This window comes from Bacillus sp. FSL M8-0277 (assembly GCF_037975305.1).
GTDB classification, from domain to species: domain Bacteria; phylum Bacillota; class Bacilli; order Bacillales; family Bacillaceae; genus Bacillus; species Bacillus pumilus.
In genome coordinates this window covers 523211-549779 of sequence record NZ_CP150255.1, presented here as the reverse complement: position 1 = coordinate 549779, position 26569 = coordinate 523211, and the positions used below count along the sequence as shown (strand labels likewise).

The 26569-nt window shown below is 41.8% G+C and carries 29 protein-coding genes and 1 riboswitch; of the genes, 4 read left to right on the top strand and 25 right to left on the bottom strand.

Annotation, left to right across the window (positions count from 1 at the left end; genetic code table 11):
• Window positions 1-19: 19 nt before the first annotated feature.
• From MKZ05_RS02685 to acpS, 9 genes are all read right to left on the bottom strand, one after another.
• A complete protein-coding gene (locus MKZ05_RS02685) occupies window positions 20-1027 on the bottom strand; it encodes a PP2C family protein-serine/threonine phosphatase (RefSeq protein ID WP_065097543.1) in 1008 nt (335 codons plus the stop codon).
• Window positions 1028-1037: 10 nt separating this feature from the next.
• Entirely contained in the window at window positions 1038-1439 is a 402-nt protein-coding gene (locus tag MKZ05_RS02680) for an anti-sigma regulatory factor (protein WP_003214085.1), read from the bottom strand.
• Between the two features lie 2 nt (window positions 1440-1441).
• Window positions 1442-1810 carry an RsbT antagonist protein RsbS gene (gene rsbS / locus MKZ05_RS02675; RefSeq protein ID WP_003214235.1) on the bottom strand — a complete coding sequence of 123 codons (369 nt, stop codon included), beginning with the start codon at window positions 1808-1810 and terminating at the stop codon, window positions 1442-1444.
• 4 nt (window positions 1811-1814) lie between these two features.
• The gene (locus MKZ05_RS02670) at window positions 1815-2645 is read right to left on the bottom strand and encodes an RsbT co-antagonist protein RsbRA (RefSeq protein WP_044140569.1); all 831 of its coding nucleotides are present in this window, start codon (window positions 2643-2645) and stop codon (window positions 1815-1817) included.
• A 113-nt stretch (window positions 2646-2758) separates the two neighbouring features.
• Window positions 2759-3109, bottom strand: coding sequence for a type II toxin-antitoxin system endoribonuclease NdoA (ndoA, locus tag MKZ05_RS02665; protein WP_003214169.1), 351 nt, complete (start codon window positions 3107-3109; stop codon window positions 2759-2761).
• Window positions 3110-3113: 4 nt separating this feature from the next.
• Window positions 3114-3395 carry a hypothetical protein gene (locus MKZ05_RS02660; RefSeq protein ID WP_003214273.1) on the bottom strand — a complete coding sequence of 94 codons (282 nt, stop codon included), beginning with the start codon at window positions 3393-3395 and terminating at the stop codon, window positions 3114-3116.
• 294 nt (window positions 3396-3689) lie between these two features.
• Window positions 3690-4871, bottom strand: a complete 1182-nt coding sequence (gene alr / locus MKZ05_RS02655) for an alanine racemase (protein ID WP_339161293.1) — start codon at window positions 4869-4871, stop codon at window positions 3690-3692.
• Between the two features lie 134 nt (window positions 4872-5005).
• Entirely contained in the window at window positions 5006-6022 is a 1017-nt protein-coding gene (locus MKZ05_RS02650; protein WP_106066425.1) for an outer membrane lipoprotein carrier protein LolA, read from the bottom strand.
• Between the two features lie 160 nt (window positions 6023-6182).
• On the bottom strand, window positions 6183-6548 hold the full coding sequence (acpS, locus tag MKZ05_RS02645; RefSeq protein WP_106066426.1) for a holo-ACP synthase: 366 nt from the start codon (window positions 6546-6548) through the stop codon (window positions 6183-6185).
• A 94-nt stretch (window positions 6549-6642) separates the two neighbouring features.
• On the opposite strand from acpS, the gene MKZ05_RS02640 reads away from it, so the two are divergent.
• Window positions 6643-7248: a rhomboid family intramembrane serine protease gene (locus MKZ05_RS02640; RefSeq protein WP_339161289.1), complete on the top strand. Its 606-nt coding sequence runs from the start codon at window positions 6643-6645 to the stop codon at window positions 7246-7248.
• Window positions 7249-7305: 57 nt separating this feature from the next.
• Here the strand turns inward: MKZ05_RS02640 and MKZ05_RS02635 are convergent, their stop codons facing one another.
• The 7 genes from MKZ05_RS02635 to MKZ05_RS02605 all read right to left on the bottom strand — a co-directional run bounded on the left by MKZ05_RS02635 (window position 7306) and on the right by MKZ05_RS02605 (window position 14752).
• A complete protein-coding gene (locus MKZ05_RS02635) occupies window positions 7306-8802 on the bottom strand; it encodes a PH domain-containing protein (RefSeq protein ID WP_339161286.1) in 1497 nt (498 codons plus the stop codon).
• Window positions 8792-9271 (bottom strand): PH domain-containing protein, encoded by a 480-nt coding sequence (locus MKZ05_RS02630; protein WP_003214135.1) that lies wholly within the window; start codon window positions 9269-9271, stop codon window positions 8792-8794. The genes MKZ05_RS02635 and MKZ05_RS02630 overlap by 11 nt, the downstream gene beginning before the upstream one ends.
• A gap of 110 nt (window positions 9272-9381) precedes the next feature.
• Window positions 9382-10872, bottom strand: coding sequence for a DEAD/DEAH box helicase (locus MKZ05_RS02625; RefSeq protein ID WP_003214093.1), 1491 nt, complete (start codon window positions 10870-10872; stop codon window positions 9382-9384).
• A 165-nt stretch (window positions 10873-11037) separates the two neighbouring features.
• Window positions 11038-11376, bottom strand: a complete 339-nt coding sequence (locus tag MKZ05_RS02620; protein ID WP_003213982.1) for a hypothetical protein — start codon at window positions 11374-11376, stop codon at window positions 11038-11040.
• A gap of 127 nt (window positions 11377-11503) precedes the next feature.
• Window positions 11504-12196: an alpha/beta fold hydrolase gene (locus MKZ05_RS02615; protein ID WP_339161281.1), complete on the bottom strand. Its 693-nt coding sequence runs from the start codon at window positions 12194-12196 to the stop codon at window positions 11504-11506.
• 27 nt (window positions 12197-12223) lie between these two features.
• The gene (gene murF / locus MKZ05_RS02610) at window positions 12224-13588 is read right to left on the bottom strand and encodes a UDP-N-acetylmuramoyl-tripeptide--D-alanyl-D-alanine ligase (protein ID WP_339161279.1); all 1365 of its coding nucleotides are present in this window, start codon (window positions 13586-13588) and stop codon (window positions 12224-12226) included.
• 81 nt (window positions 13589-13669) lie between these two features.
• Window positions 13670-14752: a D-alanine--D-alanine ligase gene (locus MKZ05_RS02605; protein ID WP_044140559.1), complete on the bottom strand. Its 1083-nt coding sequence runs from the start codon at window positions 14750-14752 to the stop codon at window positions 13670-13672.
• 183 nt (window positions 14753-14935) lie between these two features.
• Here MKZ05_RS02605 and MKZ05_RS02600 point away from each other — a divergent pair, with 183 nt between their 5' ends.
• Window positions 14936-15256, top strand: a complete 321-nt coding sequence (locus tag MKZ05_RS02600) for a thioredoxin family protein (protein ID WP_034663973.1) — start codon at window positions 14936-14938, stop codon at window positions 15254-15256.
• A 346-nt stretch (window positions 15257-15602) separates the two neighbouring features.
• Complete coding sequence (gene fbpB / locus MKZ05_RS02595) at window positions 15603-15752, top strand: Fur-regulated basic protein FbpB (protein WP_003214266.1); 150 nt, start codon at window positions 15603-15605, stop codon at window positions 15750-15752.
• A 99-nt stretch (window positions 15753-15851) separates the two neighbouring features.
• Here fbpB and MKZ05_RS02590 read toward each other — a convergent pair whose 3' ends face one another.
• The 8 genes from MKZ05_RS02590 to MKZ05_RS02555 all read right to left on the bottom strand — a co-directional run bounded on the left by MKZ05_RS02590 (window position 15852) and on the right by MKZ05_RS02555 (window position 24528).
• Entirely contained in the window at window positions 15852-16187 is a 336-nt protein-coding gene (locus tag MKZ05_RS02590; RefSeq protein WP_003214381.1) for a hypothetical protein, read from the bottom strand.
• Between the two features lie 117 nt (window positions 16188-16304).
• Complete coding sequence (locus tag MKZ05_RS02585; protein ID WP_339161275.1) at window positions 16305-17072, bottom strand: ABC transporter permease; 768 nt, start codon at window positions 17070-17072, stop codon at window positions 16305-16307.
• Window positions 17050-17976, bottom strand: coding sequence for an ABC transporter ATP-binding protein (locus MKZ05_RS02580; protein ID WP_339161272.1), 927 nt, complete (start codon window positions 17974-17976; stop codon window positions 17050-17052). The genes MKZ05_RS02585 and MKZ05_RS02580 overlap by 23 nt, the downstream gene beginning before the upstream one ends.
• 126 nt (window positions 17977-18102) lie before the next feature.
• Complete coding sequence (locus MKZ05_RS02575) at window positions 18103-19344, bottom strand: dicarboxylate/amino acid:cation symporter (protein ID WP_034620244.1); 1242 nt, start codon at window positions 19342-19344, stop codon at window positions 18103-18105.
• 78 nt (window positions 19345-19422) lie between these two features.
• Window positions 19423-19555, bottom strand: a riboswitch (cyclic di-AMP (ydaO/yuaA leader).
• A 63-nt stretch (window positions 19556-19618) separates the two neighbouring features.
• Window positions 19619-20641 carry an AI-2E family transporter gene (locus MKZ05_RS02570; protein WP_050945541.1) on the bottom strand — a complete coding sequence of 341 codons (1023 nt, stop codon included), beginning with the start codon at window positions 20639-20641 and terminating at the stop codon, window positions 19619-19621.
• A gap of 209 nt (window positions 20642-20850) precedes the next feature.
• Window positions 20851-22119, bottom strand: coding sequence for a C4-dicarboxylate transporter DctP (dctP, locus tag MKZ05_RS02565; RefSeq protein WP_339161269.1), 1269 nt, complete (start codon window positions 22117-22119; stop codon window positions 20851-20853).
• A 124-nt stretch (window positions 22120-22243) separates the two neighbouring features.
• Window positions 22244-22927, bottom strand: a complete 684-nt coding sequence (locus MKZ05_RS02560) for a response regulator (protein WP_339161267.1) — start codon at window positions 22925-22927, stop codon at window positions 22244-22246.
• The gene (locus MKZ05_RS02555) at window positions 22924-24528 is read right to left on the bottom strand and encodes a sensor histidine kinase (RefSeq protein ID WP_339162342.1); all 1605 of its coding nucleotides are present in this window, start codon (window positions 24526-24528) and stop codon (window positions 22924-22926) included. Before MKZ05_RS02555 ends, MKZ05_RS02560 begins: the two co-directional genes overlap by 4 nt.
• An 83-nt stretch (window positions 24529-24611) precedes the next feature.
• On the opposite strand from MKZ05_RS02555, the gene MKZ05_RS02550 reads away from it, so the two are divergent.
• Window positions 24612-25709 carry a DctP family TRAP transporter solute-binding subunit gene (locus tag MKZ05_RS02550; RefSeq protein ID WP_137055552.1) on the top strand — a complete coding sequence of 366 codons (1098 nt, stop codon included), beginning with the start codon at window positions 24612-24614 and terminating at the stop codon, window positions 25707-25709.
• Between the two features lie 25 nt (window positions 25710-25734).
• On the opposite strand, the gene MKZ05_RS02545 is transcribed toward MKZ05_RS02550, so the two are convergent.
• Complete coding sequence (locus MKZ05_RS02545) at window positions 25735-26565, bottom strand: EcsC family protein (RefSeq protein WP_050945536.1); 831 nt, start codon at window positions 26563-26565, stop codon at window positions 25735-25737.
• Between the last annotated feature and the right edge of the window lie 4 nt (window positions 26566-26569).

The following is a 26569-nucleotide window of genomic DNA, read 5'->3' as shown; positions in this document are numbered from 1 at the left end:
ATACCCGCATCTTCACTTTCTAAACCTTTCTTTTGAGCACAAGTAAAGTGAAGTCATCGTGAAGCTGAAAATCTTGTAGCTTGAGTAAGCTGGCATAGATGGCATCGACCATTTCCTGAGCTGAGTAGGATAGGTGCTCTGCTATAAGCGCTTTGATATCCTCCCGCTCTAAAAAGCCGTCCTCCGACTTAGATTCTGTGACACCATCAGAGAATAAGATCACCATATCTCCTACGTCCAAATGCTTCTCATACTGCTTATAATCAAAATCTGGTGCGATTCCAAGGACAAGCCCTTTTGCATCTAAATCGTAAAATTGGTTCTCTTTATTGCAATAGAAAAAGCCCGGCTCATGACCAGCCGATGCATATTTAAATTCATGCGTTTCTTTATTATAACTGCCATAAAACATGGTGATAAACATACTTGGGTCTACGTTTTGCTCGACAACACGATTAAGGGTTTTCAGCACTTTAGTTGGGCCGCTCCCTGACTCAGGCAAGGAATCCATCGCATATTTAATCATCGACATACAAAGCGCAGCTGGGATTCCCTTTCCAATGACATCTGCGATCGCAATATTAATCGTATCGTGATCCGTTACAAAATGGTAATAATCTCCACTCATCTGTTTTGCCGGTACACTGATCGCCCCAATATCGAACGTATCTCCTTCTGGAATTTTCGTTTCCAGAAGGGTTTGCTGAACATTTGCAGCAATTTCAATTTCAGATTTAATTTCTTGCTGGATGCCTCTAAGTGTTAAATGTTCCTGATAGGCAAGTCCGTACCCAATCATGACTTCAATTAAGAAGTCTAGTGAATGAAAAACATCTTCCGGCAAATCAGGGTAAAGCTCCTGAATCACTTTTCGGTGAACACTCACTATTTCTTCAGGAGGTATTTGATGCTCAATGGTTTTACGGCTAAATTTTTGAGCTTGATAAAGCGATGTTTCAGTTAAATCACTGATATAACGACTGAGCAGCTGATGGTACCGCTGCTCCATTACCTCCTTAAAATCCATGGTTTCCCTCCTAGCGAAGCCACTTAACAGCTTGTATCTCCGTTCCTTGTTCTGGTGCAGAATCTAATTTAAATTCATCCATCAGTCTTCTGACGCCCGGCAAGCCTGCTCCGAGTCCGCCTGATGTAGAAAATCCGTCTTCCATCACTTTACGTATATCCATGATGCCAGGCCCCTCATCGGCTGCGATGACCTTGAGTCCACGCTTTCCGCGCTCCATCACTTCTTCTATACAAATCTGACCTTTACCAGCGTATAAATAGATGTTTCGAGCTAATTCTGAAATGGCCGTCGTAATTCTTGCTTGGTCAACTGTTCCAAAACCAAGTTCTTTTGCAACATTGCGCCCCAATTGTCTTGCTGCGACTATATCCCATTCCGTCAATATTTTCACACAGGATTGGTCTTTCATATCTATTCCCCCAATTCCCGCTTCAGTGTCTCAAGCCCTTGTTCAAGATCTAGTGCTGTCTGAATTTCTTCCAGTGATATACCAAGTTCAATAAGCGTCACAGCGACTGCCGGCTGTATTCCTGTTAATACAACTTTTGCCCCCATGAGCTTGGACATGGTGATCACATCACCTAATACCTTTGCGATAAATGAATCAATCATATCGACAGATGTTAAGTCAATGACAACACCGTTTGCTCCTGTTTCATGAATTTTATTCAGTAAGTCTTCTTGAAAGTGAAGAGCTGTTTGATCATCAAGCTCCCACTGTATTGAAATCAGAAGACAGTTATATAGTTTTAAGATTGGAATCTTCGGGTGATTTCTCAATTGGTTATCCCTCCAATGAAACAATTTTTCGATTTGTCATTTCCAAAGCAGTTTGAATTCCTTTTTGAAGGGTATTCTTTGTTGTAACCTGTGATAAATCAATTCCAAGGTTAACGATCGTTTGGGCTATTTCTGGGCGAATACCGACAAGTAAACACTTCGCTCCTACTAATCTCACAGCCTCTGACGCTTGAATGATATGGTGGGCCACCATTGTGTCCACGACAGGTACACCCGTAATATCAATTAAGACGACCTGTGAGCGATGTTTGACAACACCATTGAGCAGGTTCTCCATAATTTTTTTCGCACGATCTGTATCAATTGTTCCAACAAGTGGCATGACGGTGATGTGCTCAAATACAGGAATTAGCGGGGCAGAAAGTTCCTGCAGCGCCATTTTTTGAAGGCTGACGGTTTTTTCCCATGAGATGGAGTACTGGTTTAAGATCTCGTTATGGATGGGTGTGATGAATCGATCGATTTGCCAAATGAGGTCATGACTTTCTTGTGTTGTATCTTTGTCATCGTTCATTTTTTCATATAAATGTGTACGGATTTCCGTTAGACCGTTTGCCAGTAACTTAAGTGATATACCCATTTGAACAATTTTTAAAGCAAAATTTTGCACTTTTTCTTCAAAATCCTCACTATACCCCTCTGAAAGAGATGTAATGATTAGTTGAACATATTCCGAACAGATGGTTTCATACATTTTGTCGTTCAGCATCATGTCCGTTTCTTTTTCTCCGAGTCGTTTTAAAATGTCCGTCCACTCTTTTTCTAATTCCTTTTGATGCTTTCTTGCAAAAGCTAACACGATATGATTCGACATGTTTTACCCCCTACTTACATTTAAAGCTCTTCTTTAGTCTTTCTTCATTATAACGTTAATAAAAATTGAACACAAAAAAAGTTGCTCCAGTAGAGCAACCATATCTCACCATATTAAAAATCAATAAGAGCCAAACTAACTTGTAAGGCTTCATCAACCTTCTCCATCATCTCATCATCAAGATGTGTGATTTTATCTGTCAATCTTTGTTTATCGATTGTACGAATCTGTTCCAAAAGAATGACAGAATCTCGTTCAAAGCCGTAGCGCTTTGCATTAATTTCGACGTGAGTCGGTAATTTCGCTTTTTGTATTTGGGCTGTTATGGCTGCGACGATAGCAGTCGGGCTAAAGCGATTTCCAATGTCATTTTGAATCACCAATACCGGGCGAACCCCGCCCTGCTCGGAGCCAACAACAGGAGATAAATCAGCAAAGTAAACATCACCGCGTTTAACAATCAAATGTTTAACCCCCGCTGACTAATCGCTCAACTGTATTCTCAGCCTCAAACTCTGCGTATTGTGCCTCTGAAGAGATATTCAGATTAATTTTCGCCATCTCCATGTAGCCGCGTCTCATCGATTCACGATTTTGTCGAATATTACGTTCACGAATATACGTTTTTGTCGCTCGGTAGATCAATTCATTTCTTGTTACCTTATCCTGCTCTGCTACTCGTTCGATCTCAGACATTAAAGCCTCCGGCAGTCGAATCTTCATTTCATTTGTTGCGCTGGATTCAGACAAAAAACATACACCTCCACAAAACTTACGGATACCGTATCGATCCATTCCAAGACTAATCATACCATTATTCAATGCACAAGCAAAGCTGTTTCATGATTTCTTTTTTAGATGATGATATTACGTTCGGCCACCCGTAAATCAAGATGATAATGGAGTTCCTCTTTCCCATTATACGCTTTTTTCCGAAAATCATACGGTATTTCCAAAATCTCTAAAAAAGGGAGAATGTTTACCCTACTTTTGTCGAATAAAAAAGAACGAAGTCAGTTTGACTATCGTTCTTTTGAATGTTGTTTATAAAAAACTTGGCCCGCCTTGAAGGAGCGGATTCCGCACATGCACTCTTTCGCCGTGCTCTAAATATACTCTTGGGACGCGGTGGCCAATCGAGCAAGTGACTTCATAGTTAATGGTTTCAAGCCTTTTTGCGATTTCATCGACTGATACCATGTCTTCTCCTTGCTGACCAATTAAAACGACCGGCTCCCCTACTGGAAGCTTGTCTTTCAGTTCAATCATGAATTGATCCATGCAAACCCTTCCTGCGATCTTCCGGCGCTTTCCGCCAACGAGCACTTCCGTTCCTGCCAGCTTCCTGATCCATCCATCTGCATAGCCGACTGGAACCGTGCCGATCCACGTATCTTGATTGGCTGTATACGTTGCCCCATAGCTGACACTCTCACCCTTTTGAATATGCTTTACATGGGCAAGCTTTGTATGAAGAGACATGGCTTCTTCGAGCTTGAAAGGCAATTCATCTTTGATTTCTTCAGACGGTGACAGCCCGTACATACTGATGCCGAAGCGAACCATATTAAACAAAACGTCTTTAAACCTTAAAGCTGCAGCACTGTTGGCGCAATGAACGAGCAGCTTGTCCGTATAAAGCGGCTCAAGCAGTGTTTGAAAGGTGTCGACCTGCCGATCAAAGTAGGCTTCATCCTTTTCATCTGCTGTCGCAAAGTGAGTAAATACGCCTTCCAGCTGTAAATAAGAGTGCTCGCTGACAAGCTTTTTCACTTCGTTCACTTGCTCTATCGTTTTCACACCTAATCGGTTCATTCCGCTGTCTATTTTCAAATGAAAACGTATCGGTTGTCCCATCTGCCCTTTCACCATTTTGGTGACGTCTCTCAGCCAATCGATGGAGTAAGCGGTCATGATGACATTGTATCGAACGGCGGCTTTGACATATTCCGGCGGTACAGCGCCGAGTACAAGTATTGGTGCTGTGATGCCTTTATTTCTTAAAGAAACGGCCTCATCTAAAAAGGCGACGGCTAATACGTCTGCTCCTGCTTTGAGGGCAGCTATTGCCACTTCTATATCTCCATGTCCATATGCATTGGCTTTCACCACAGCCATTAGTTGAACACTTTGACCGATATGATCTTTCATATGTGAAACATTATGCTTGATTGCTGATAAATTAATTTCTGCCCATGTGTCTCTATAAAAGGCATTTGTGTCCATCCGTCACACTTCCCTATTGAATGATTCAATCCCCTCATATGATACTAAAAATCAAGAATAAAGTGAAACAAATCAAAAAAATCAGCCCTTGCATAGGGCTGATTTTTCATTTCTAAGGCTCTCGCCTGAGGTATTTATTTAGCTGACTGGCCTTCTACACTCTTTGCAACCATCAAGAGCTCTTCCTTCGATAGATCACTTGAAGAAATCAAGTAGTCCACTCCGTCAGATGTCCATGAAAGGGATTGATCTGTAAGAACCCCAACTGTCATGCCAAGGTCGACTGGCTCACCGTTCATTGTCACAGGCGTAGATGCTTCAGCGACTCTCGCTTTTTCCTGAATAAGTGTGAAGGATTTCTTTCCGCCATACGTCATGACATAACGCTTCCCGGCATCTGTCATCATTTCTTTCTCTTCCATCTTTTTCACACCCTCTGGCATGTCAACTGGCGTTTTCACCGCAAAACTGTCAGATGGGTCTGCACTTGTGGCAACATCCATTTGAGAGAGTGTCATGTTTTTCTTCTCATCAAATGCATCTTTGCCAAAGGATTTATTGAATTCAAAGTGAGAGAATTCCACTTTCACCATTGGCTTTTTGTCGCTATCCAGCACTTTCACACTGGCAGGCGCCATCGTTTTTTTATGAAAGATAATCTCTTGGGTAGGCAGCATTTGGTTGTGCTGATAATTGGTTTTGGTTTCGAACACATACTTTGAATCTTTCGCTTTGAATTGAGCGGCACTGTCATTTTTAATGTCCTTCACGAGTGACTCAAATAAGTAGACCTGACTGCTATTATTCGGCCAATCACTGTGGAAACGGAAGCTCTTGTTCAATGAAGGTGTCAGCACAAACACACCATTGCCATTTCTTAAAATGACTTGACTCTGATCCTTTTTCGGATTTTCTAAATAGACACGGTAAAGTTCCGGCTTCTTGTACCAAATTTCTACTTGATACTCCTGCGGGTCATTTCCTGTCTCAATGGTCATTTTTGCTTTGGCTTTGTATGATGTCATTTCCTCTGCCTTTTTGTTTAAATCTCCAACGATATCCTGCTGAGATTTTTGACCGCATGCGGAGAGAATCAGTACAAAAAGGATTCCCGTTACAAGCAAAACAAAGCTTTTCCTCACCCTTTTCAACCCCTTCGTTAATTGTGTTAAAAGGAAGAAACCGCTTGTTTGACTTTAACAGTACGCCTCAAGAGTTAACTGCGTACCACGAACCATCAAAGCCTGTTAGCAACTCGCCCTTCCTTATCGCACTACCCAATATATGAAGGGGGGACAAACAATATGCAGACTAGCTTGACAACCTTTCAATTAAAACTTGTGCAGCAGCATATTCTTTCGTGTGAGTGATGGACACATGAACCTGGTCACCCTTCGTCTTTTCGCTTTTGATGAAGGGTTTTCCAAGTTCGTCTTTATGGATTTCCATATCATGAAAGCTTAAATGCCGGCCAATTCCCGTTCCGTATGCCTTAGCGAAAGCTTCCTTTGCTGCAAAACGTCCTGCCAAAAATTCCAGCTGCCTCTTTTCACTAAGTGCGTGAAAGATGTCTTGTTCACTTAACGTTAAAATCCGTTCTGGTAAACGAGGCTGTCTGCTAAGCACTCGCGCGAGCCGGTTGATCTCTACTATATCAATACCTATTCCTTTGATCATGAGGTACCTCCTATGATACTCGTACTAATTTGGATGTTCTCTTCATAAACGTGTTACTATAAACTTACCATTATCTAGTCAAAAGGGGTTTGTTATGTTTATTCGAACGGAGAGCTTTCAACAATTTATTAGATCGTATCCAATCGTCACAACGATCCTTGCTTTGCAATTTGGTCTATGGCTTATATTTGCGCTTCCTATCCCTCTTATACAGCTTGGTCACGACCATCTCGTCGGTTTCAATTATGGTGTAGCTACTGGAGAATGGTGGCGGCTCGTCACACCTATTTTCCTTCACGGAAGTCTGACCCATATTTTGTTCAATTCTATGTCTTTGTTCTTATTCGCTCCAGCGCTTGAGCATTTGCTTGGGAAGGTTCGATTTCTCATTATCTATCTTGATGCAGGGTTCATTGGCAATCTCGGAACCTATTGGGTGGAGCCTTTAGAGTATGTACATGTCGGCGCGTCTGGTGCGATCTTCGGTTTGTTTGGCGTTTATTTATACCTTGTTCTATTTAAACCGCATATGATGGACCGCGGCAATTCTCAGGTGATCTTAACAATTCTTGCCGTCTCTGTCATCATGACGTTCGTCAACTCGAACATCAATATCATGGCTCACTTATTTGGATTAATCGGCGGCATGCTCCTAGCACCTCTTACGCTATTTTTCCATTCAAAAAAAAGACGCTACTAACCTCATAAAAAAATGTCGATCACTCCTATGAACAGGAAGCGGATCGACATTTTTTGTTTAAGAAGATTTATTTTTTTCATACGAATACCAATCCATTACACGTGCTGCATCTTCTTCCTCAAGGTGATGCACACCAAAGGAATCAAGCAGCGCAGAGGATTTCACAAAGGTGTGAATACTCGCCACTCGGCCTTTCTTTTGGAAGAAAGATTGCGTCATCGTATAGTTTTGCATTCGTTTTCTCAAGACAATGCCAGTGGTTTTGCCAATGCCTCTTGATGTCAGTTGAATCAATGGATCTTTGATCTTATAGCCTGATTGTTTATAAGCTAAATAACCAAAAAACAAAGCAATAGGCAGCGGAATAAGTGCCAAATACCCCCATGGCGGAAAACGGACAGATAGGATTACGCCGACAAGTAATGGCACAAAGCCGAAAGAGATCAGGTAGCGCTTGAGCGAACGCTTTGGCACCTTTTTCAGTTCAGCTTCTGGCGCCAAATGATAATCATCTGTGAATTGAGATAGCAGTTCGTTGATTTTTTTCTTCCGAATCAGTGGAAATAAGACGGAAGAGGTTTCTTTTTCTGTAATAGAACCTCCTGCACTCACAAGCATCACCGTCGCAAAGCCAAAGGGTTCACGAAGAATATTTTCTTTGATTTTCACTGCTTGAATTCTCGCAAGCGGAATGGTCATTTGATGCCTCTCAATGAGCCCTCTTGTGATGATGATGTCTTTCCCTTTTCGTTTCGCGGTAAAATTCGCATATTGAAGGGCTGTTACCCCAACACTAAGAATCCAAGCAATCAATACGGCAATAAATATGAGAATCGCATAAATCTCAACACTCGCATGACTTAAAAAAGAAAACCGCTTGAGGAAACCGTCCAAAGGAAGAATTTCATCTATTTGTGTGTAAATGGCGAGGCACCCAGAAATAATGACTCCGATCCCACTGGAAGTGGTCGCAGCCAAAAGCAGCTCTGGTACACCCATTCGGTAGGAAACATTGATTTCTTTTTCTACAGGTTGCTGCGCTGTCAGAGGATCATGCGGGACATCCCCATTTTCATCCACTTCTTCTTGCTGCAAGCTTTTCTTCCGGTTGAAAATCGATTGCTTTAATTGTTCCGCTTCTGCTTTTGTAATCGCCGTCAGACTCACTTCCGGACCGTCTGTTCCGCCAGCTGTTTCGATTTGGACCCGCACCAAACCAAAAATCCGTTGGAAGATACCTTCACTTGTATTCACCGTTTGAATTCGCTCTAACGAAATATATTTTTTCTTTTTTGTGATGACGCCCGATTCTACGCGAAATTCATCCTCTTCCATCCGGTAGGTGAAGCGCCTCCATGCTAAAACGGTTAAAACAGCTTTCCATAAAAGAAGCACACCAAGAAAGATAAATGCATAAAAACGAATGCTCGAATTCGAGTTCACAAAAATAAGCACGAAAAAAGGGATAATGAAGTTTTTAATCATGGATACGGCATCTGATATAAAATCAATGAACATCGAGATTGGATGTACACGTTTTGGTTCAGACATCATCTTCCGTCACCCTTGCTAAACGAGATATGTAATCACGAAGCTCATCTGCTTCTTCTAATTCTAGCGCCGGTATATCATGAACTGTGGCAGCAGTCGATATTTGAACAGATGCCAAACGGTAGCGCCTTAAGAGCGGCCCTTGTGATGTATCGACATGCTGGACACGCACCATCGGTACAATCACACGTGTAACGCGAATGAGTCCATGCTGAATTTCAATTTCATTTTCGAATACTTCGTAGCGCCAGATGCGATGACGTATTTTCGGTATAAGCCAAATGCCAAAAATAACCTGTAAGACCCATAAACCGGCGAGGATGGCGCCAATCCAATATGGCCACTGTAGATAATAACTAGCAACAAATACCCCAATGATGATGAGTAAGAAAATCAATGAGATAATTCCATTTTGAAGACGCCATACCTTTAAACCATTTAAACTAATTTGACGTTGCGGCTGTTTTCTCACATTCTTCCCCCATTCTCTTACTTTTCTATCAATATATTACGAAAGAAAGCCTAAAAAGTTTCAGTAAACCTGTTAAAAAAAGCGAATCCTGCAAAGGATTCGCTTTTAAATTAGCTATTATAAGATTTCTTTTGACGGCGATCGCTAGAAGAACGATTGCGGTCATTTGAAGAACGCTTTTTATCACCGTAAGATGAACGACTTTTTCCGCGATAGCCGCCTCCGCCGCCACCGTCTCTACGTTTAGAAGAGCTGCGGTTGTTACGATTGCGTTTTGAAACCATTGGTGCTTCATCTGTCAAACGAACAGGCGTTGCATCTGGCTCTTTTGTCATCATTTTGATGGCAGCCGCAACCACTGTGACAGAATCATGATCTTCTAGTAATTCAGCAGCAGCTGTCATGTAGAAGTTTAAGTTGTTTTCACTGATGATTGTGCGCAGACGATCAATTGTTACTTGTTGTTGTCCCTCGATTGCCTCATCTAGTGTTGGTTCTTTCATACGATCCATTTTACGTTTAGTTGTTTGCTCAATCGCACGAAGCATATCTTTTTCACGCGGTGTGATAAATGTCACCGCCATACCTGTACGTCCAGCACGTCCAGTACGTCCAATACGGTGTACGTAACTTTCTGGATCTTGTGGTACGTCAAAGTTATACACGTGTGTTACGCCTGAGATATCAAGTCCACGTGCTGCAACGTCTGTTGCTACAAGCACATCGATTGAACCTTCTTTGAATTTACGAAGCGCAACCATACGTTTCGCTTGAGTCAAGTCACCATGAATTCCTTCAGCTGTATAACCTCTAAGGTTAAGTGCTTCAGTCAATTCGTCAACGCGGCGTTTCGTACGGCCGAAGACAATTGAAAGCTCAGGTGATTGAATGTCAAGAAGACGAGTCAATGTATCAAACTTCTTACGCTCATGGATATCCAAGTAGAACTGTTGGATGTTAGAGACAGTCATTTCTTTCGCTTTTACTTTTACGTGTTCTGGGTTTGTCATGAAACGTTCTGCAATGCGCTTAATTGGTGCAGGCATTGTCGCAGAGAATAAAAGTGTTTGGTGTTCACTTGGTACATTTGAAAGGATCGATTCAATGTCTTCGATGAAACCCATGTTTAGCATTTCGTCTGCTTCATCAAGCACAACAGTTTCAACATTTTGAAGACGCATTGTACGACGGTTAATGTGATCGAGTAAACGTCCTGGAGTCCCTACGATGATATGAGGATTTTTCTTGAGCGAACGGATTTGGCGACCGATATCTTGTCCACCGTAAATCGGAAGTACACGCGCACGCTTGTCTTGGCCAATTTTGTATAGCTCTTCAGATACTTGAATCGCTAATTCTCTTGTTGGCGCAATGATAATCGCTTGGATATTTGGAGACGCTGGGTCAATTTTTTCTACAAGAGGAATACCAAACGCTGCAGTTTTTCCTGTTCCTGTTTGTGCTTGTCCAATGACATCTTTATTCTGAAGACCGAGAGGAATTGTTTCCGCTTGAATCGGTGTTGCTTCTTCAAATCCCATGCGGTTAATAGCTTTCATGAGACTTTCGCTTAATTGAAAATCTTGAAACGTTATAGTCAAATTATTCAAACTCCTTCTAATTGCTGTTTCAGTAATCTCGTGAATGATCATTAAAAACTGCCCTTACCCGAAAGGACAGGTCCATTATATACAAAGCCCGAATTACCCTACCTTATATCTTACCATTACACTATTTGTTTTTCAACAAGACAGAAATGGATATATCTACTGTTCCACAATGACAGATTCACCATCACTTTGATCGCCATCCATCCATTTCCACTTTTCGAACAGTTGAATTTTTCCGTTATCCAACTGCTTAGGTGTAGAATTGCAAGACCCGCTTCTCATGCTGCCGTCTTTGCTGACATGGTGGTATCTAAAATGAAGTGTTCCATCCTCATTTACAGTTCCTACAAGTACACCAGATACAATACTGCCGCCTTGATATGTGCCCGTTAATATATTCCCGTCCTGACGATATTGAAATATGGTGCCTGCCGATACTTCTCCGTTACTCGAATTAGACTGCGGGACAAAGGTTTTTCCGTCGTATTGAAACAACCGAATCAGCCACCTTTTCTTTCCTATTGTACCATAGGCTTGTCACTCATTCGACAAAAATGATGCAATTTTTAACAAGTGGGATTCAATTTATATTAGTTTAGCCACATTTTCGCTTTTCTATAGATTAAATTGTTTTTTTTAGAAATTGCTCTACTTTTCCAAACAATTGCTGTGCACACGGCTCGTGACAAACATGATGTTTACAGTCAGGTAAATAAAACACTTCTTTCTGACGAGACGGGATTTTATGATCAATAAATTGTGCACTTGAAGCTGGCACAATCCCATCGCTTTCCCCTTGAACAATTAACACAGGGAGGTGTAGTTTCTCAAGGGAGCTCTTCGTTTGCTTCACCAGCTTCATAAATTCAACAGCGGCTGACAGCGGTGTGCTCGTTAGCTTATGACGGTATCTATCATACAAAGGGTTCGTATCAATCAGCCCAGACAATGATTCTTTCACCAACTGCCTTGTGTCTTGAATCATTTGTTTTGGATTCACATATTTCGCTGCAGCACTTAAAAGGACGAGACGAGCAACTGGATACTTCGCTGCAAGATAAGAAGCAATCATTCCTCCCATGGAAAACCCGATCAAAAAAATGGTATCACATTTTCTGTAAAGAGAAAGAAGTTCTAATTCAGCTGTCGCAATCCATTCTTGATAGAGAATACCCTTTAGCTGAAGTTCATCTCCATGCCCCGGAAGCGTGACAGACTGAACGTTCCAATCTGTCTTCTGCTTTAAATATTGCGCTAGCGGTTCCACTTCATAGGGGGCGCCAGTGAATCCATGTATACATAGACAGCCAATCATTCTGTCACCTTCTTTGCCGCTCACTTTTTATAGCGCAGTAATGACTTCTTCTAATCTCATGCCGCGTGAGGCTTTGACGAGAACAACATCGTCAGGACCTGCTACATCAGCAAGTTTTTTCTTCAGTTCCTCTTTGTCCATAAATGAGAACACACGCGCATCACCGAATGATTTCTTTGCTCCTTCAGCGATGAATGCACCTAGGCGGCCATACGTCATCACATGATCAATGAATTCAGGCTTGATGTAGCGGCCTAGTTCATAATGATACGTTTCTTCCTCGCTGCCCATCTCAAGCATGTCTCCAAGGACAAGAATCCTATTTGCAAAGCCGTCCATATCTCCTACAAGATCAATGGCAGCTTTCATGGAAGTAGGACTTGCATTATACGCATCATTGATAACAGTGATTCCTTTTTCCGTTTTAAACAGTTCAAGACGCATCCCTGTCAACTTTGTTTGCATGAGTCCTTGGGCGATTTGTCTTTCATTCAGTCCGAAATGCTGGCCTATGGCAATGGCAGCAAGGGCATTCTTTACATTATGTTTCCCTAATACAGGAATGAGAAACCCCTGGGTATACCCTTCAACCTGAAATTCAGTTCCTTCTGCAAGCTGGTTGATATGCGTTACCTTGATATCACAGTTCTCTGCTTCTCCAAAGGTTTTCACTTGCTGCGAAAGTGCAGTCGCTCTGTCGCGGATCAAAGGTTCATCTCCTAAGTAGTAAAAGATGCCATCCTTTTTTAGCCCTTTTGCGATCTCACATTTTGCATCAGCAATGGCTTCTCTTGATCCTAAATCTTGCATATGAGATTCTCCGATATTGGTGATGACTGCTGCATCAGGCTCAGCTAGGTTCGACAAGAACTCGATCTCGCCTCTTGCACTCATGCCCATCTCCAATACAGCTATCTCTGTACCTTCTGGCATCGCTAGAATGGTGAGCGGAAGACCGATATGATTATTAAAGTTACCGTCTGTTTTATGAACTTGATACGTTGTTTGTAAAACGGAATGAATCATATCTTTTGTCGTCGTTTTCCCGTTACTTCCTGTAATACCGACAACACGGGGGTTTTCTTCTTTTAAATATGATTTTGCCAATTGCTGCAGTGCTGCCAGTGTATCGTCGACAAGAATGACAGGTACACCGAACGGTGGATTGGCTTCTTTTTGATTCCAAAGAACGGCTGCGGCTCCAAGCTCTACTGCTTTAGAAGCAAATGTGTGACCGTTAAAATGTTCTCCAATTAAGGGGATAAACAATGCACCTTTTGATACTTTTCGTGTATCTGTCGTCACTCCGTAAATTTGCTCTTCGCCAAAAGCTTGATTAGATAGTGTCCCACCAGCCATTTGGGCGATTTGATTCACTGTACGTTTGATCATGATTTTTTCGCCTCTCTTTCTCATTTCACGTTTGAAGGAAAAGAGACACTACCAAAGGATAGTGTCTGCTTGTTGCTCACATTAAAAAGTCGTTTTAATGGTTTGTTTTTCTTGATGGCGTTCAATTGCAAGTGACACTAGCTTTTCAATTAGCTCTGGATACTCTACACCAGTGTGCTTCCAAAGAAGCGGGAACATACTGAATGGTGTGAATCCAGGCATTGTATTCACTTCATTGATCAACACTTCGCCTTTTTCTGTGAGGAAGAAGTCTGCACGTACAAGACCAGAACCATCTAGGGATTTAAATGCCTTAATCGCCATATCATGAATCGTCTTGTATTCATCTTCTGACACACTCGCAGGAATGATCAAATCTGTATCGCCATCTTCATATTTTGCTTTGTAGTCATAAAAATCTGTTTTAGGTGCAATTTCACCAACGACAGAGCACTTCGGCTCGTCATTTCCTAATACACCTATCTCGATTTCTCTTCCTACGACGCCTTCTTCTACGACCACACGACGATCATATTGGAAAGCCAAGTCGAATGCGGTTTGCAGCTCTTCTTTGCTGCGGCATTTGCTTATTCCAACACTTGATCCCATGTTGGCAGGTTTCACAAAGCATGGATAGCCAAGTACTTGTTCTACCTGTTCTAAGCTGTCTGCTGTGGCTTTCTCATAGTCTTTTTTATTGAAGGAAAGGTGCTTTGCTTGTGCAAGTCCTGCTTGAGCAAAAACATCTTTCATCATGACTTTATCCATACCCGCGGCAGAAGCAAGAACGCCGTTGCCGACATACGGGATATTTAGCAGTTCAAGTAATCCTTGCATCGTTCCATCTTCACCATTTGGCCCGTGCAACAATGGGAAGACAACATCAATCTTCTCATCAGCGGATGCAGGCTGTGGAAACATGCTCTCATTTAAAGAAGTTGGTAAAAACGTCTTTGCGCTCTGTTCAAATTGAAGCATTCTGACGTTTGATACTGGTTCAGTGAGTTTTTCTCCTCTTAGCCATTCGCCCTCTTCTGTAATATAAATTGGATGTATATCGAACTTCTCAGTGTTAAGTGCTTTTGTAACTGCAAGGGCTGTTTGCAGTGATACATTATGTTCGGCTGACTTTCCGCCGTAAATCAATCCTAAACTTATTTTCAATGGATACTCCCCCCACTAAAATTCATCTTTACTATCTTATCACTTTCAAGCAAAAATGCTCTAATTAATTTTTGTTGTTACGGAATTGAAATGATTTGTAAAGTTGTAAGCGCCTCCCGAGCATTTGTATGTCATTCGCCTTTATTTTATATTAAAATGACATTGAAAAGGAGTTGTGACAAATTGAAAAAAATCACAAGTACTGAACAATTCAATGAAATCATTCAATCTGACAAAGAAGTCATCGTTAAATTCTTTGCAACATGGTGTCCTGACTGTACAAGAATGGACATGTTCATTCCAGACATCTTAGAGGCGTATGCTCACCATGAATGGTTTGAAATAAACAAAGATGATTTCCCTGAATTAGCAGAAACGTATCAGGTCATGGGTATTCCAAGCCTGTTAATTTTCAAAAATGGCGAAAAAACAGGTCATTTACACAGTGCAAACGCAAAATCACCTGAAGAAGTGACAGAGTTTCTTCAAGGGCACGTTTCTTAAATCGTGAAACGAAGGACATCAGCAAACACTTGCTGGTGTCTTTTTTTCTCCATCTCTTACATCAAATCTCTTCATAAGACGAATTGTTCAGTCAAAACGTTTCAATGAGCGAAAGAATGTTTTATATAGAGGCTTCTCTTACGACAAGAAATGACAGAAATTATTTCCTGGGAAAGAATGAGCGTCGACTAGGCTTCGAATTTGTCGATTACGTGAATTTTCTGAATATAATCTTTACTTCCGGCATTGTGCTTTGTATAATAGAGGTGCTAATTGAAAATGATTATCAATTTCATCTATGTGGAATCCTATAGACGTCTATTCTTATAAAGGAGCGATGAGTCACATGTCTAAGAAGAAAATCAAAACGTATCAGCAATTGATTGAAGAAAACAAGAAAGCCATCATGCGCGATCCTAAAATGATGGAAAGTATATACGAAACCATCGACAAAAAGCATCAGAAGCAGCTTGCAGCTGCTGGACGTGAATCATAAACATAAGGGGGAGCAGTCAAAGCTGGCTGCTCCTCTCTTTTGTCTTTTTCAACAAAAAAAGCCGATAAAATCTATGCTGTGATTTTATCGGCTTTTGTTTTAATGTGATTTCGCTACACGGTCCTGCTTCATTCCTAAATAAATGAGCATATATGTGAGATAACCCATAGTCATTGTTAAACCACCGAAGAAGAACTGAGAAAAGACAGGCTCCTCAAATGTTGTGACAGCTGCAAGTATGATCCAGCTCGCATATAAATAAACCATGAACCATTTCATGTTTCTTTTAAGTGTATACAGAAAGAAAAGACCCGCTAACGAAAAGATCCCCAGCGCTAGTCTGAAATAAATAAGATGATCAAACTGGAAGGCAAAAGACACAAACGAAAACGACAGCAGCAACAAAATGGGTAAAGCCGTAATGAAATTTTTCACGATAGTGCCACCTCCAAGACTCCCTCTTATTATAAGACAAAATCAGCCGGTTATCGTGAAATGCAGACTCGTTTTCACAAAGATGTCACGAATTTTTCTTGTTATTTGACACAATTTTTACACATTTACATCACGCTTCCAAAAAAGAACCCAAGCCGTGCCAACAAAGAAAACAAAATGCGCCCCTACCATAAATAGAGAAAACAAAGGGCTCATGCCTTGGAACGGCGGCGGTCCTTGAAAGCTGTACTGAGTAAAGTCTGTATTAGCAAAAAGCAGGATTTTCCCCCACTGATTTTCTAAAAGAGACATAATAGGCACAAGTGATTTAGCTGCATATAAAACAAAAAACGAGGTCACAAGCGCAACGAGGCTGTTCCTAAACAAGCTGGAACACATAAAAGCGAAGCTTGCCATCATGATCACTTCCACCCACTGAGATCCGATCACAGCAAATGTATGCTCAAATAATCGTCCCGTACTTTCATCAAATGCAGTACCAAAGAAAATAAAGCCAAATAGGAAAGCAATGACATAATAAAAAACAAACAAATAGATGACCGTCAGCACAAGTGTGATGAATTTTGACAGGAAAATTTGCAGCCTTGTTTTGGGCCGTATCAATAAAAACTTGATCGTTCTTTTTTGAAATTCTGTTGAGATCAAGGTCGCGCCAATGACAACCGCGAGCACCTGTAAAATAAACACGACATTTGTGGAATAAGCAAAATAGTTGGCGACAGTGTCTTGTCCACCAAAGCTGGAGATGACTCGTTTCAACGCTAGAGCCATCGCTAATTGAAACACAACAATCAATCCAAGTGCAATGAACGTGATCTTTTTCCTCGTAATTTTCTTATGCTCATTCTTGATGAGTTGAAGCATCTGCCGTCCCGCCTTCCGTCCATTTCATAAATGCCTCTTCAATTGATGGCTTTTGAGGCGTCATTTCAAGTACAGCAAATCCAGCCAGAACAAGCTGTTTGTTCAGCTCAGGCACTTGGTCTTTGTTCAATTGAAGTAATACATGCGCTCCGTTTCGTTCATATGTATAGGCATGTGTATCAAGCCATGCAGCCGCCTTTTCCACTGGCTGAATATTCATGAGCATCTGTTCTTTCCCCTCTATGTCTCGAAGCATGGCACTGGCTTTGATCTGTCCTTTTTGAATGATGATCATGCGGTCACACAGCTCTTCAACCTCATGCAATAAATGTGTGGCGAATAAGACGGACGTTCCTTCTTCTCTTACTAGCGTTTGCAAGTGCTCCCTGAATTCCTTCATACCTGCAGGATCAAGTCCATTTGTCGGTTCGTCTAAAATGAGCAGGTTCGGCTGATGTAATATGGCTTGTGCAATCCCAAGCCTTTGTTTCATCCCCAGTGAATATGTCTTCACCTTCTGATGAATGGCGTGCTCCAGACGAACTCTTTTCACCACTTCCTGCATTCGTTCCTCTGTCACTCCATCGTGCATCGCCGCATACAGTTCAAGGTTTTCGAAGCCTGTTAAATAAGAATAAAATTGGGGATTTTCTATGATGGCACCAACAGATGACATCGCATGTAGGAAATCCTCATCCTGTGAATATCCATTGATCATGATTCGGCCATTGTTTTTTTTCATCAAGCCAACGATCAAACGAATCAAGGTTGTTTTTCCAGACCCATTTGGTCCTAGTAAGCCGACGATTTCCCCCTTCCCTATTTCTATAGATATATCTTGTAAGATCATTTTCCGGCCAATTCGTTTATCGACTTTCTCTACTTTTAGAACAGCAGATTCCAACGTGGTTCCTCCTTCTGATGTAAAGCCTATGGCGGCAAATAAGACCGCTCATTCTGTTAAAAGTATATCACGCAAGACAAGGGACTCCATGAAAAAAAGGCTGATCGAGTCAGCCCTTCTTTTACATTACATGGATAGGTTCGGTGATGCTGCGTCTGTCTCGTGTTTTTTCTCCGTTTCTGTCACAATCACCGCACATGCGGCGTCACCTGTAATATTGACAACGGTTCTTGCCATATCTAATAAGCGGTCTATGCCAAGGATGAGCGCAATGCCTTCAACCGGCAGATTCACAGAGTTCAGTACCATAGCGAGCATGATGAGCCCAACTCCTGGCACACCCGCTGTACCGATACTTGCTAAGACAGCCGTTAAGACAACCGTCAGCATTTGGACAAGCGTCAGTTCAACTCCATACACTTGCGCGATAAAAATAGTCGCGACCCCTTGCATAATCGCTGTGCCATCCATATTAATGGTTGCACCAAGCGGCTGTACAAAGCTTGAAATCGGCTCCGGCACCTTCAAACGTTTCTGGGCTGTTTCCATTGAGACTGGCAGGACTGCGTTACTGCTTGATGTACTAAATGCAACAACCATTGCTGGAGAAAAACCTTTGAAAAATGCCATCGGATTTCGTTTCGCTAAAATGGCGACAGTTGACCCATAAGTCAGGAAGAAATGCAGCACGAGCGCAACTAACACGACCGAGAAATAAAGGCCCATCGCTTTCATCGCATCAAATCCCTGACTGCCAATGGCAGTTGCGATCAAACCGAATGTTCCGTACGGTGCGAACTTCATCACTATGCCGACAAGGTACATCATTAATTCATTTCCTTGTTCAAACAGCTTTAGCAAACCTTCCGTCTTCTTCCCAAGCATGGCAATGCCAAGACCTAAAAATACACAAAAGACGATGATTTGAAGCATGTTTCCTTCAACTAAAGATTGGACTGGATTGGTTGGGATGATGTTGAGTAGTGTTTCTGCCATTGATGGGGCTTCCTCTGCGGAATAATCAGCTGCTTTCGTATCAAAATGACCGAATGCTCCCGGCTTGATTAATAAGGCTAATGAAATGCCAATGATGATGGCAAAAGTAGTAGTAAGCAGGAAATAAGTAATGGTTTTTACGCCGATTCTGCCAAGCTTTTTCGGATCACCTAGACCTGCTACACCTAGTGTGATGGAAAAGAATACGATCGGCACCACTAACATTTTAATCAGGTTTAAGAAGATTTGACCTAGAGGCGTAAATAGATAAGGGTCTAACACTTTGAATACATTTGGAGCAAAAATGTTAAGCAATAGTCCTGTGATTGCACCTACAAACAAGGCAATAATAATTTTCGTCGCTAGCTTCAATAAAATCTCCCCTTCCTCATCAAAAAAGACCCACAAGAGAGTTTTCTCGTGGGTCTTTGTTTCCATACACGTACCACTGTTTACTCTCTTCACGCCGATGAGGTTAGCTGACGGGTTAGGACGAAGAGATGTCCTTTTTTCTCACAGAGAAAAATTCACCCCAAAAACATGGGTCCCCCATTCCTTTAGAAGGATTAAGCGTGTGGTAATATGATATTTTCATACTATTTATACCTTATTTTCGGAAAATTGTAAACAGGTTCATATGAACTTTTTAATTACTTTCTTCCTTATTCGTGACCTCCAAAATATCTAAAATGAACACAAAGATCGGGATACCAATAATCAGTCCCCAAATGCCGATGTAGTGTTCAGAGAAGATCAGCACAACAAATGTGAAGAAGATAGGGAGTTCTGTTTTTGCTGACATGAGCTTCGGGTTTAGGAAATAGGCTTCAATGGCATGGATGATGACGATCACAAGCACGATATACAGGACATACATGCCGCCTCCAAGCGTATACGCAATAATGCTGAGTGGAATAAGTGAGATAACCACACCTGCCACAGGGATTAAGCCTAGCAAAAAGACCATGACCGCTAATCCAAATAATTGCGGGAATCCCATAATACCTAGCGCAATGGTTGTTAAAACACAGTTAACAGTTGCAATAATAAACTGTGCTTCGAGTACCTTTCCGAACGTTCTGGAAAATTTACGTCCAAAGAAGGCGATTTCGTTATAGAACACAGAGATTTTACTCGTTTTGAACTTGTTCATGAATTGAATGAGGCGTTCCTTTTCGAACAGGAAGAACATGCTTAATATTAAGGACATAATGACCTGGATACTGAACGTACTGAAATCAGTTAAGTATGTATAGAGGAAATTAAACCCTTTCTCAAAGTAAGCTGATATTTTAAAATCTCCGAATACGTTCGTGATGACATCAATGAAGGGTAAATCTTGTGGATGATCTGCAATTTTCTTTCCTAAATGAAATAGCTGCTCCACCTGTTTGGCGATGATTGGCACAAACACGAATCCGCCAACCGTCAATCCACCAGCCAAAAGAATATACAAAATGGTAATAACCGATTTCTGCCCTATTTTCAGGAAGCGACTTAAAAAGCCTCTAATGACCTCTTCTAACCGATTCATCAAAAAGGTGAATATGAAGGTCAAGAGAATTAAATTCATCATTCCTCTTAATAAATATAAGGCTGTGGCTAATACTACAAATACAGAAAACCGCTTAACACCGGGTTTTTCGAACAATTTTAAAAATGCTGCCATTTCGTTATACACCTGCCAGGACTAAAGTCTATTTTTCATTGGATCTGATATACATTATATCGGATCTTTCTGTAAATTATATAACAAAAGGTCATTGAGGTCTTACGATTCGACCTAAATTTATCAAGCTTTCATGTTTTTTCTTTTCAACACAAGAAAAAACCGAACCCCATGTAGACATAAGGTTTCGGTTTTTGGTTGTTTTTATACTATACAGCTTGCTTCATATTGCGCATTTCTTGAAGGGCTGTTTTGCTCTTCTCTTCGTCAAATTCACCTTCACTTTTCGCCACAACAATTGTCGCGATTCCATTTCCAATGAGGTTTGTGATGGCTCTTCCTTCGCTCATGAATCGATCTACTCCAAGCAGAAGTGCAAGCCCCTCTAGCGGAATGACCTGTAGTGCAGCGAGTGTAGAAGCCAGCACGATAAATCCGCTTCCTGTCACCCCAGCCGCTCCCTTTGATGTGAGCATTAGAACAAGGATAATGGTGATCTGCTGGCCGATAGACAAGTCTACACCAAACACTTGCGCTAAGAAGACCACAGCCATCGATAAGTAGATCGAGGTTCCATCTAAGTTAAAGGAATACCCTGTTGGGATGACAAGACCCACAACAGACTTAGAGCACCCGTAGCGTTCCATTTTATCCATCATTCTTGGCAGCACGGATTCTGATGAGCTTGTGCCAAGAACAATTAAAATTTCATCCTTGATAAATCGCAGGTAACCAAACAGGCTGAAGCCATACATTTTACAAATGATATTCAGCACAACGAAGATGAACAGGAACATAGTCAAATAAACGGAGAGCATCAGACTTGCGAGCGGTTTAATCGATGCCAAACCAAAGTGACCGATTGTATAGGCCATTGCCCCAAATGCACCAAGCGGCGCAGCACGCATGATATATCCAATGATTTTAAAGAAAACAAGTGACAGCTTATCAAGCCACTCAATGATTCCTTTCCCCTTCTCGCCAAGTGCAGCAAGCGCAACACCGAATAAAATAGAGAAGAATAAGACCTGTAAAATATCACCCTTTGCAAAAGCATCTACCATGTTAGATGGCACAATGTGTGTGACAAATTCCATCCAGTCGATACCCTGTCCCCCGTTTTGGGTATACTGTGAAACATCCCCTTTTTCAAGCTTGCTATAGTCCAGACCTGCACCTGGCTTCATGATATTGACGACAAAAAGACCGATGACCAAAGCAAGCGTCGTGACGACTTCAAAATAAATAAATGCTTTTCCCCCAACTTTTCCAACCTTTTTCATATCCCCCATCTTGGCAATACCAAGAACAATGGTTAAGAAAATAATTGGTGCGATGACCATTTTAACGGCATTGATAAAGGTGTCACCAAGCGGCTTCATTTCTTTTCCGACGTTTGGCCAAACCATCCCGACAATGATCCCGATAATGACAGCTGCAATCACCTGAAATGTCAGGTTCTTCAAAAGCCTCTTCATAAAAAATCAACTCCCTCACCCTTTGATGTAAACGCTTAACTGTTATCTGTAGCTAAATGATAGCGATTTCATCAAAGGCTGTGAAGCTTATGAACATATCGTACATTTTGGTCTTTTTGGTCTCTTAGTCAGAATGTACGATATATTTATTGACAGGCCGGCCTACCCCGCCATATTGCATATCTAATTTCAGCTCGCCTTCTTTCACTAAGAAGTCTAAATACCGGCGTGCCGTGACACGTGCAATGCCGAGTGCATTGGCAACTTCCTCTGCAGACTGCGGACCTTCCTGCATGCCCATATAGGCTTTAATTTCATTCATCGTATGCACATTCAGCCCCTTAGGGAGCCAAGTATCTTCCTGCATAACAGCAGGCTTTCGTATGATATCATCCAGCATCTCCTGAGAAAATTCTGCTGCTGTGCGAATTTTAGATTTAAACGCTTTATAGCTTTCAAGTGATTCTTTCATACGTTCGAACTTAAATGGCTTGATGATATAATCTCGTGCACCATTTTGAAGCATGGTGCCAATCGTCTCTTTGTCCTTTGCCGCAGAAATAACGATCACGTCCACCTGTATCTTTTGCTTTCTAATGTCTTGAAGCGTCTTTACGCCATCTTTTTTTGGCATATATACATCGAGGACAACAAGGTCTGGACGAATTTCTTTGATGAGCTGGATGCCCTGCTCCCCATTACCTGCGATTGCCGCCACTTGAAAGCCAGGAACACTCTTAATGAACTCCTTATTCACTTCTTGCACCATCGGATCATCTTCAATTAATAGCACCTTAATCTGAGTCATCTGTCTCTCTCCTCTATGATCATTGGGAATTCGATTGAGAAGGTGGTACCAATGCCGATGCTTGATGTGACTTCTACATTTCCCATCCCTTTGTCGATAATCGTTTTTACAATATACAGGCCATAGCCTGTTCCGCCTTCTTTGCCGTGTGTGAAGCCTTTATCGAAAATAGAAGGAATCATTTCCTCTTCAATCCCGGAGCCGTTGTCTTCAATTAAAATCGCGAGGACATCCTCGGTTTGATCAATACTAATCGAAATGCATTTTGTGTCTCTTTCTACAGTATCATACGAAGCAAAGGCGTTCTCGATCAGGTTGCCAAGCAGCTTCGTCATATCATGTTGATCTAGACGCTCAGGGAAATCACGCAGACAGCTATGTTCGTCTACTTCGACCTTTATGCCTAGCTCCTTGCCCCTTCTGATTTTGCTCATCAATAATCCCGCAACGGCATCATGCTGAATAACGCGGTGAAGAAAGTCCAGCACATGTTCCTGCTCTTCCGTCGTTTGAAAGGCTAGATCAAGTGCCTGATCGGGTTTACCAAGCTGAATCAGCCCAGCAATCGTATGAAGCTTGTTCATATGCTCATGATTTTGTACCCGCAGACCGTCAACAAAGTTCTTAACTCCGGTTAGCTCCTCTGCCAATTTTGCCGCTTCTGTCCGGTCCTGAAAAATGGCGACCGCTCCGATAATTTTCTTTTTCATGACAATCGGAATCCGGCTGCTCATAATCCGCTTTCCGCTCATATGAATTTCTTCATTATAGACAGGCTCAGCACGATCAATGATCTCTGGAAGTCTTGTGTCAGACAGCACATCCCAAATATTCCGGCCTACGACATCCCCTGTCACGCCAAAGATTTGCTTCGCCTTTTCATTAAAAATGGTGATCATGTGCTGATTATCAATGGCGATGACCCCTTCATTAATAGAGTGAAAGGTTGCGGTTCGCTCCTCTAGCATTCTGACAATCTCATGCGGCTCCAGCTTAAACATTTGCTGTTTAATATGACGAGCGAGTAAAAATGAACCTACAAGCCCAAAGCTGAGCGTCAGCAAAAGGATCATGAGGATATCCCGCTTCATTTCTCCTAATATATCGATCATACTTGGCAGCGTTCTCCCTACAAGGACGACCCCTGTTTGATTAAATTGATCATCCTTCACTGGATAAAAGGCTCTGATGGCGGTCCCAAGCTCTCCCTCTGCTTCTGAGAAATAAATATGCTCGGCAAAAGCAGGCTCTTCATCTGTTCCCTCCGAACGCTGGCCAATCCTTGCTTTCACTGGATGCGTTAATCTCACATGCTCCATATCCATGACGACAATGTAGTCAGCGTCTTGAATAATCCGAATCTCTTCGATGGCATGCTGTAATCGGTCACGCTTCTTTGTTTGATCAGCTAACGCCTGCTTCACCTCATTCATCTCCGCAACTGTTCTCGCTGTGTTCATGAGCCTTTTTCGAAGCTCTCGTTCCTCTGTTTGCTGGATTCCCCCAACAAGGACAATTCCTCCGATTAAAAGGGCGAAAATGACAACGAAATATGTGAGGATGGTGAGCTTCCATCTAATAGATAATTGTTGTAATTTCAATCGATTTCTCATCATTTTTTTCACCTGTATCTTTACGAATTCTTCCTCGGTCAAGTATGCTTGACATAAGGGGGATCGGACGCATGAAGAATTTACTCGCCTATACACTATTGCTCTTGATCGGTTTTGTAACCGCTTTATACTTTGGTTTTTATCATATGATGCCAAAGGCAGCGACGACCTTTGACGATGAACAGACAGGGCTGAAGGATCAGCTTGTGTTCAAATTTAGCCATGTCGTGGCAGATAATACACCAAAAGGACTTGCCGCAAAGAAATTTGCTGAGCTTGTGCACGAAAAATCCGATGGGAAGATCACCATTCAAATTTTCTCCAACGGAAGTCTTTATTCTGATATAGAAGAAATTAATGCACTCAAAGAGAATCAAGTTCAATTTATCGCACCATCTACCTCGAAGCTCGGCATGCTATCCTCTGAGTGGCTGGCACTTGACCTTCCTTTTGCTTTTTCTAATTATGATGCGGTTCAGGAAGGCTTGCACGGTGCAATTGGACAAAGATTGTTTGGCACCCTGCAAAAAGACGGGCTAAAGGGAATGGCGTATTGGACAAATGGCTTTAAGCAAATCACCTCTAATAAAGGTCCAATCAAACAGCCTAGTGATTTAAAAAACCAATCTCTCCGCATTATGCAAAGCGACATGATTGAAAAACAATTCAAACTTCTTGGCGCAAAGCCCTATCAGGAATCGTTTAATTCGACGTTTCAGCTATTAGAAACAAAAAAAGTAGATGGTGAAGAAAATACCATTTCAAATATTTATTCAAAAAAATTCTATCATATACAAGACTATATGACGATCAGTAATCACGGGTATTTAGGCTATGTGGTCTTAACAGATCAATCCTTCTTTGATCGCCAGACACCTGAAACGAAACGAATTTTACTTGAAGCGATGGAAGAAACAACAGCTTGGAATGAAAAACATGCAGAACAGATGAACAAAGATCAGCTGGAGGACATTAAACGGGAATCGCAGATTGCCATTCATGAATTGACGCCAGCAGAAAGACAAAAATGGATGAAAGCCCTCGATCCTTTGTATGAGGAAGCCGAAAAAACCATTGGTTCTACCCTAATCAAACAGATACGTGAGCTGCGTGCGCGTTATGAACATTCTCCGATCCATGCTTTTCAAGAAGAGGATAAGACCAAATAAAAAATCCCTTTGAGAAAGGGATTTTTTATGCACCAGATTCACTCTGTTCTTGCTGCGTGAGCTCTTCTAATCTTGAGACAATTCTTCGCTTTCGGTATTGCATCATGCCTGTTTCGGCAATACTTTTTAGTTGTGAGCGGTTGGAAACTGCGCCAAATAAAATCCCTGCTACGGGAACAAGCTGAAACAGTTTCTTCCAGCCAAATGAATCTCGGTAATTATAGACTACCTCACGCCATCCTTGGATTTGTGAGAACATGTTTTCGTGTTTCCCTTCGGAAGCATGATAGCTCCTGAGTTCTTTTAATATCGATTTCTTCCCAACCACATCAGCAGAGGTCAACTGTAAGCATTTTATGATGAAGACCCGCTCTTCCTTGTTTTTAGGATCATAGCCATAGGTGACGGCAATATCCTGTAGTGTTTTAAGGGAGAGACCAAGTACCGCAGGAATATCTGCAGCCAGTGTAAACATACCACCGACACCCGTTGTCGCCCCTTGTACCGTGGCGAGATTCGTCCTATTTCTCCCCATATGTTCACTAATCGCATCCATGATTTCAATTGGAGCTTTTTCTATATCTTCTATACGCTGAATCGATTCGTCGGCACATTTCTTTTGAAATTGATGGATGATGCCTTTTTCTGATGTCAAATAGGCACCGCCTGATTGAATGTAATGCCCCATTTCATCTAGCAGCACACCGATTTTTTTCTGGATAAAGGCAGGCGTCAGCTTGTCCAGCATTTGAAATGGCAGGCGGCTGAGTTTCTCCCAAAACCATACCTTTTGCTGATCTTTCTCCCACTGTTCAATCTGCTTTAATTGTGCTTTTAGCCACTCTCTTTCCTCCATGCCT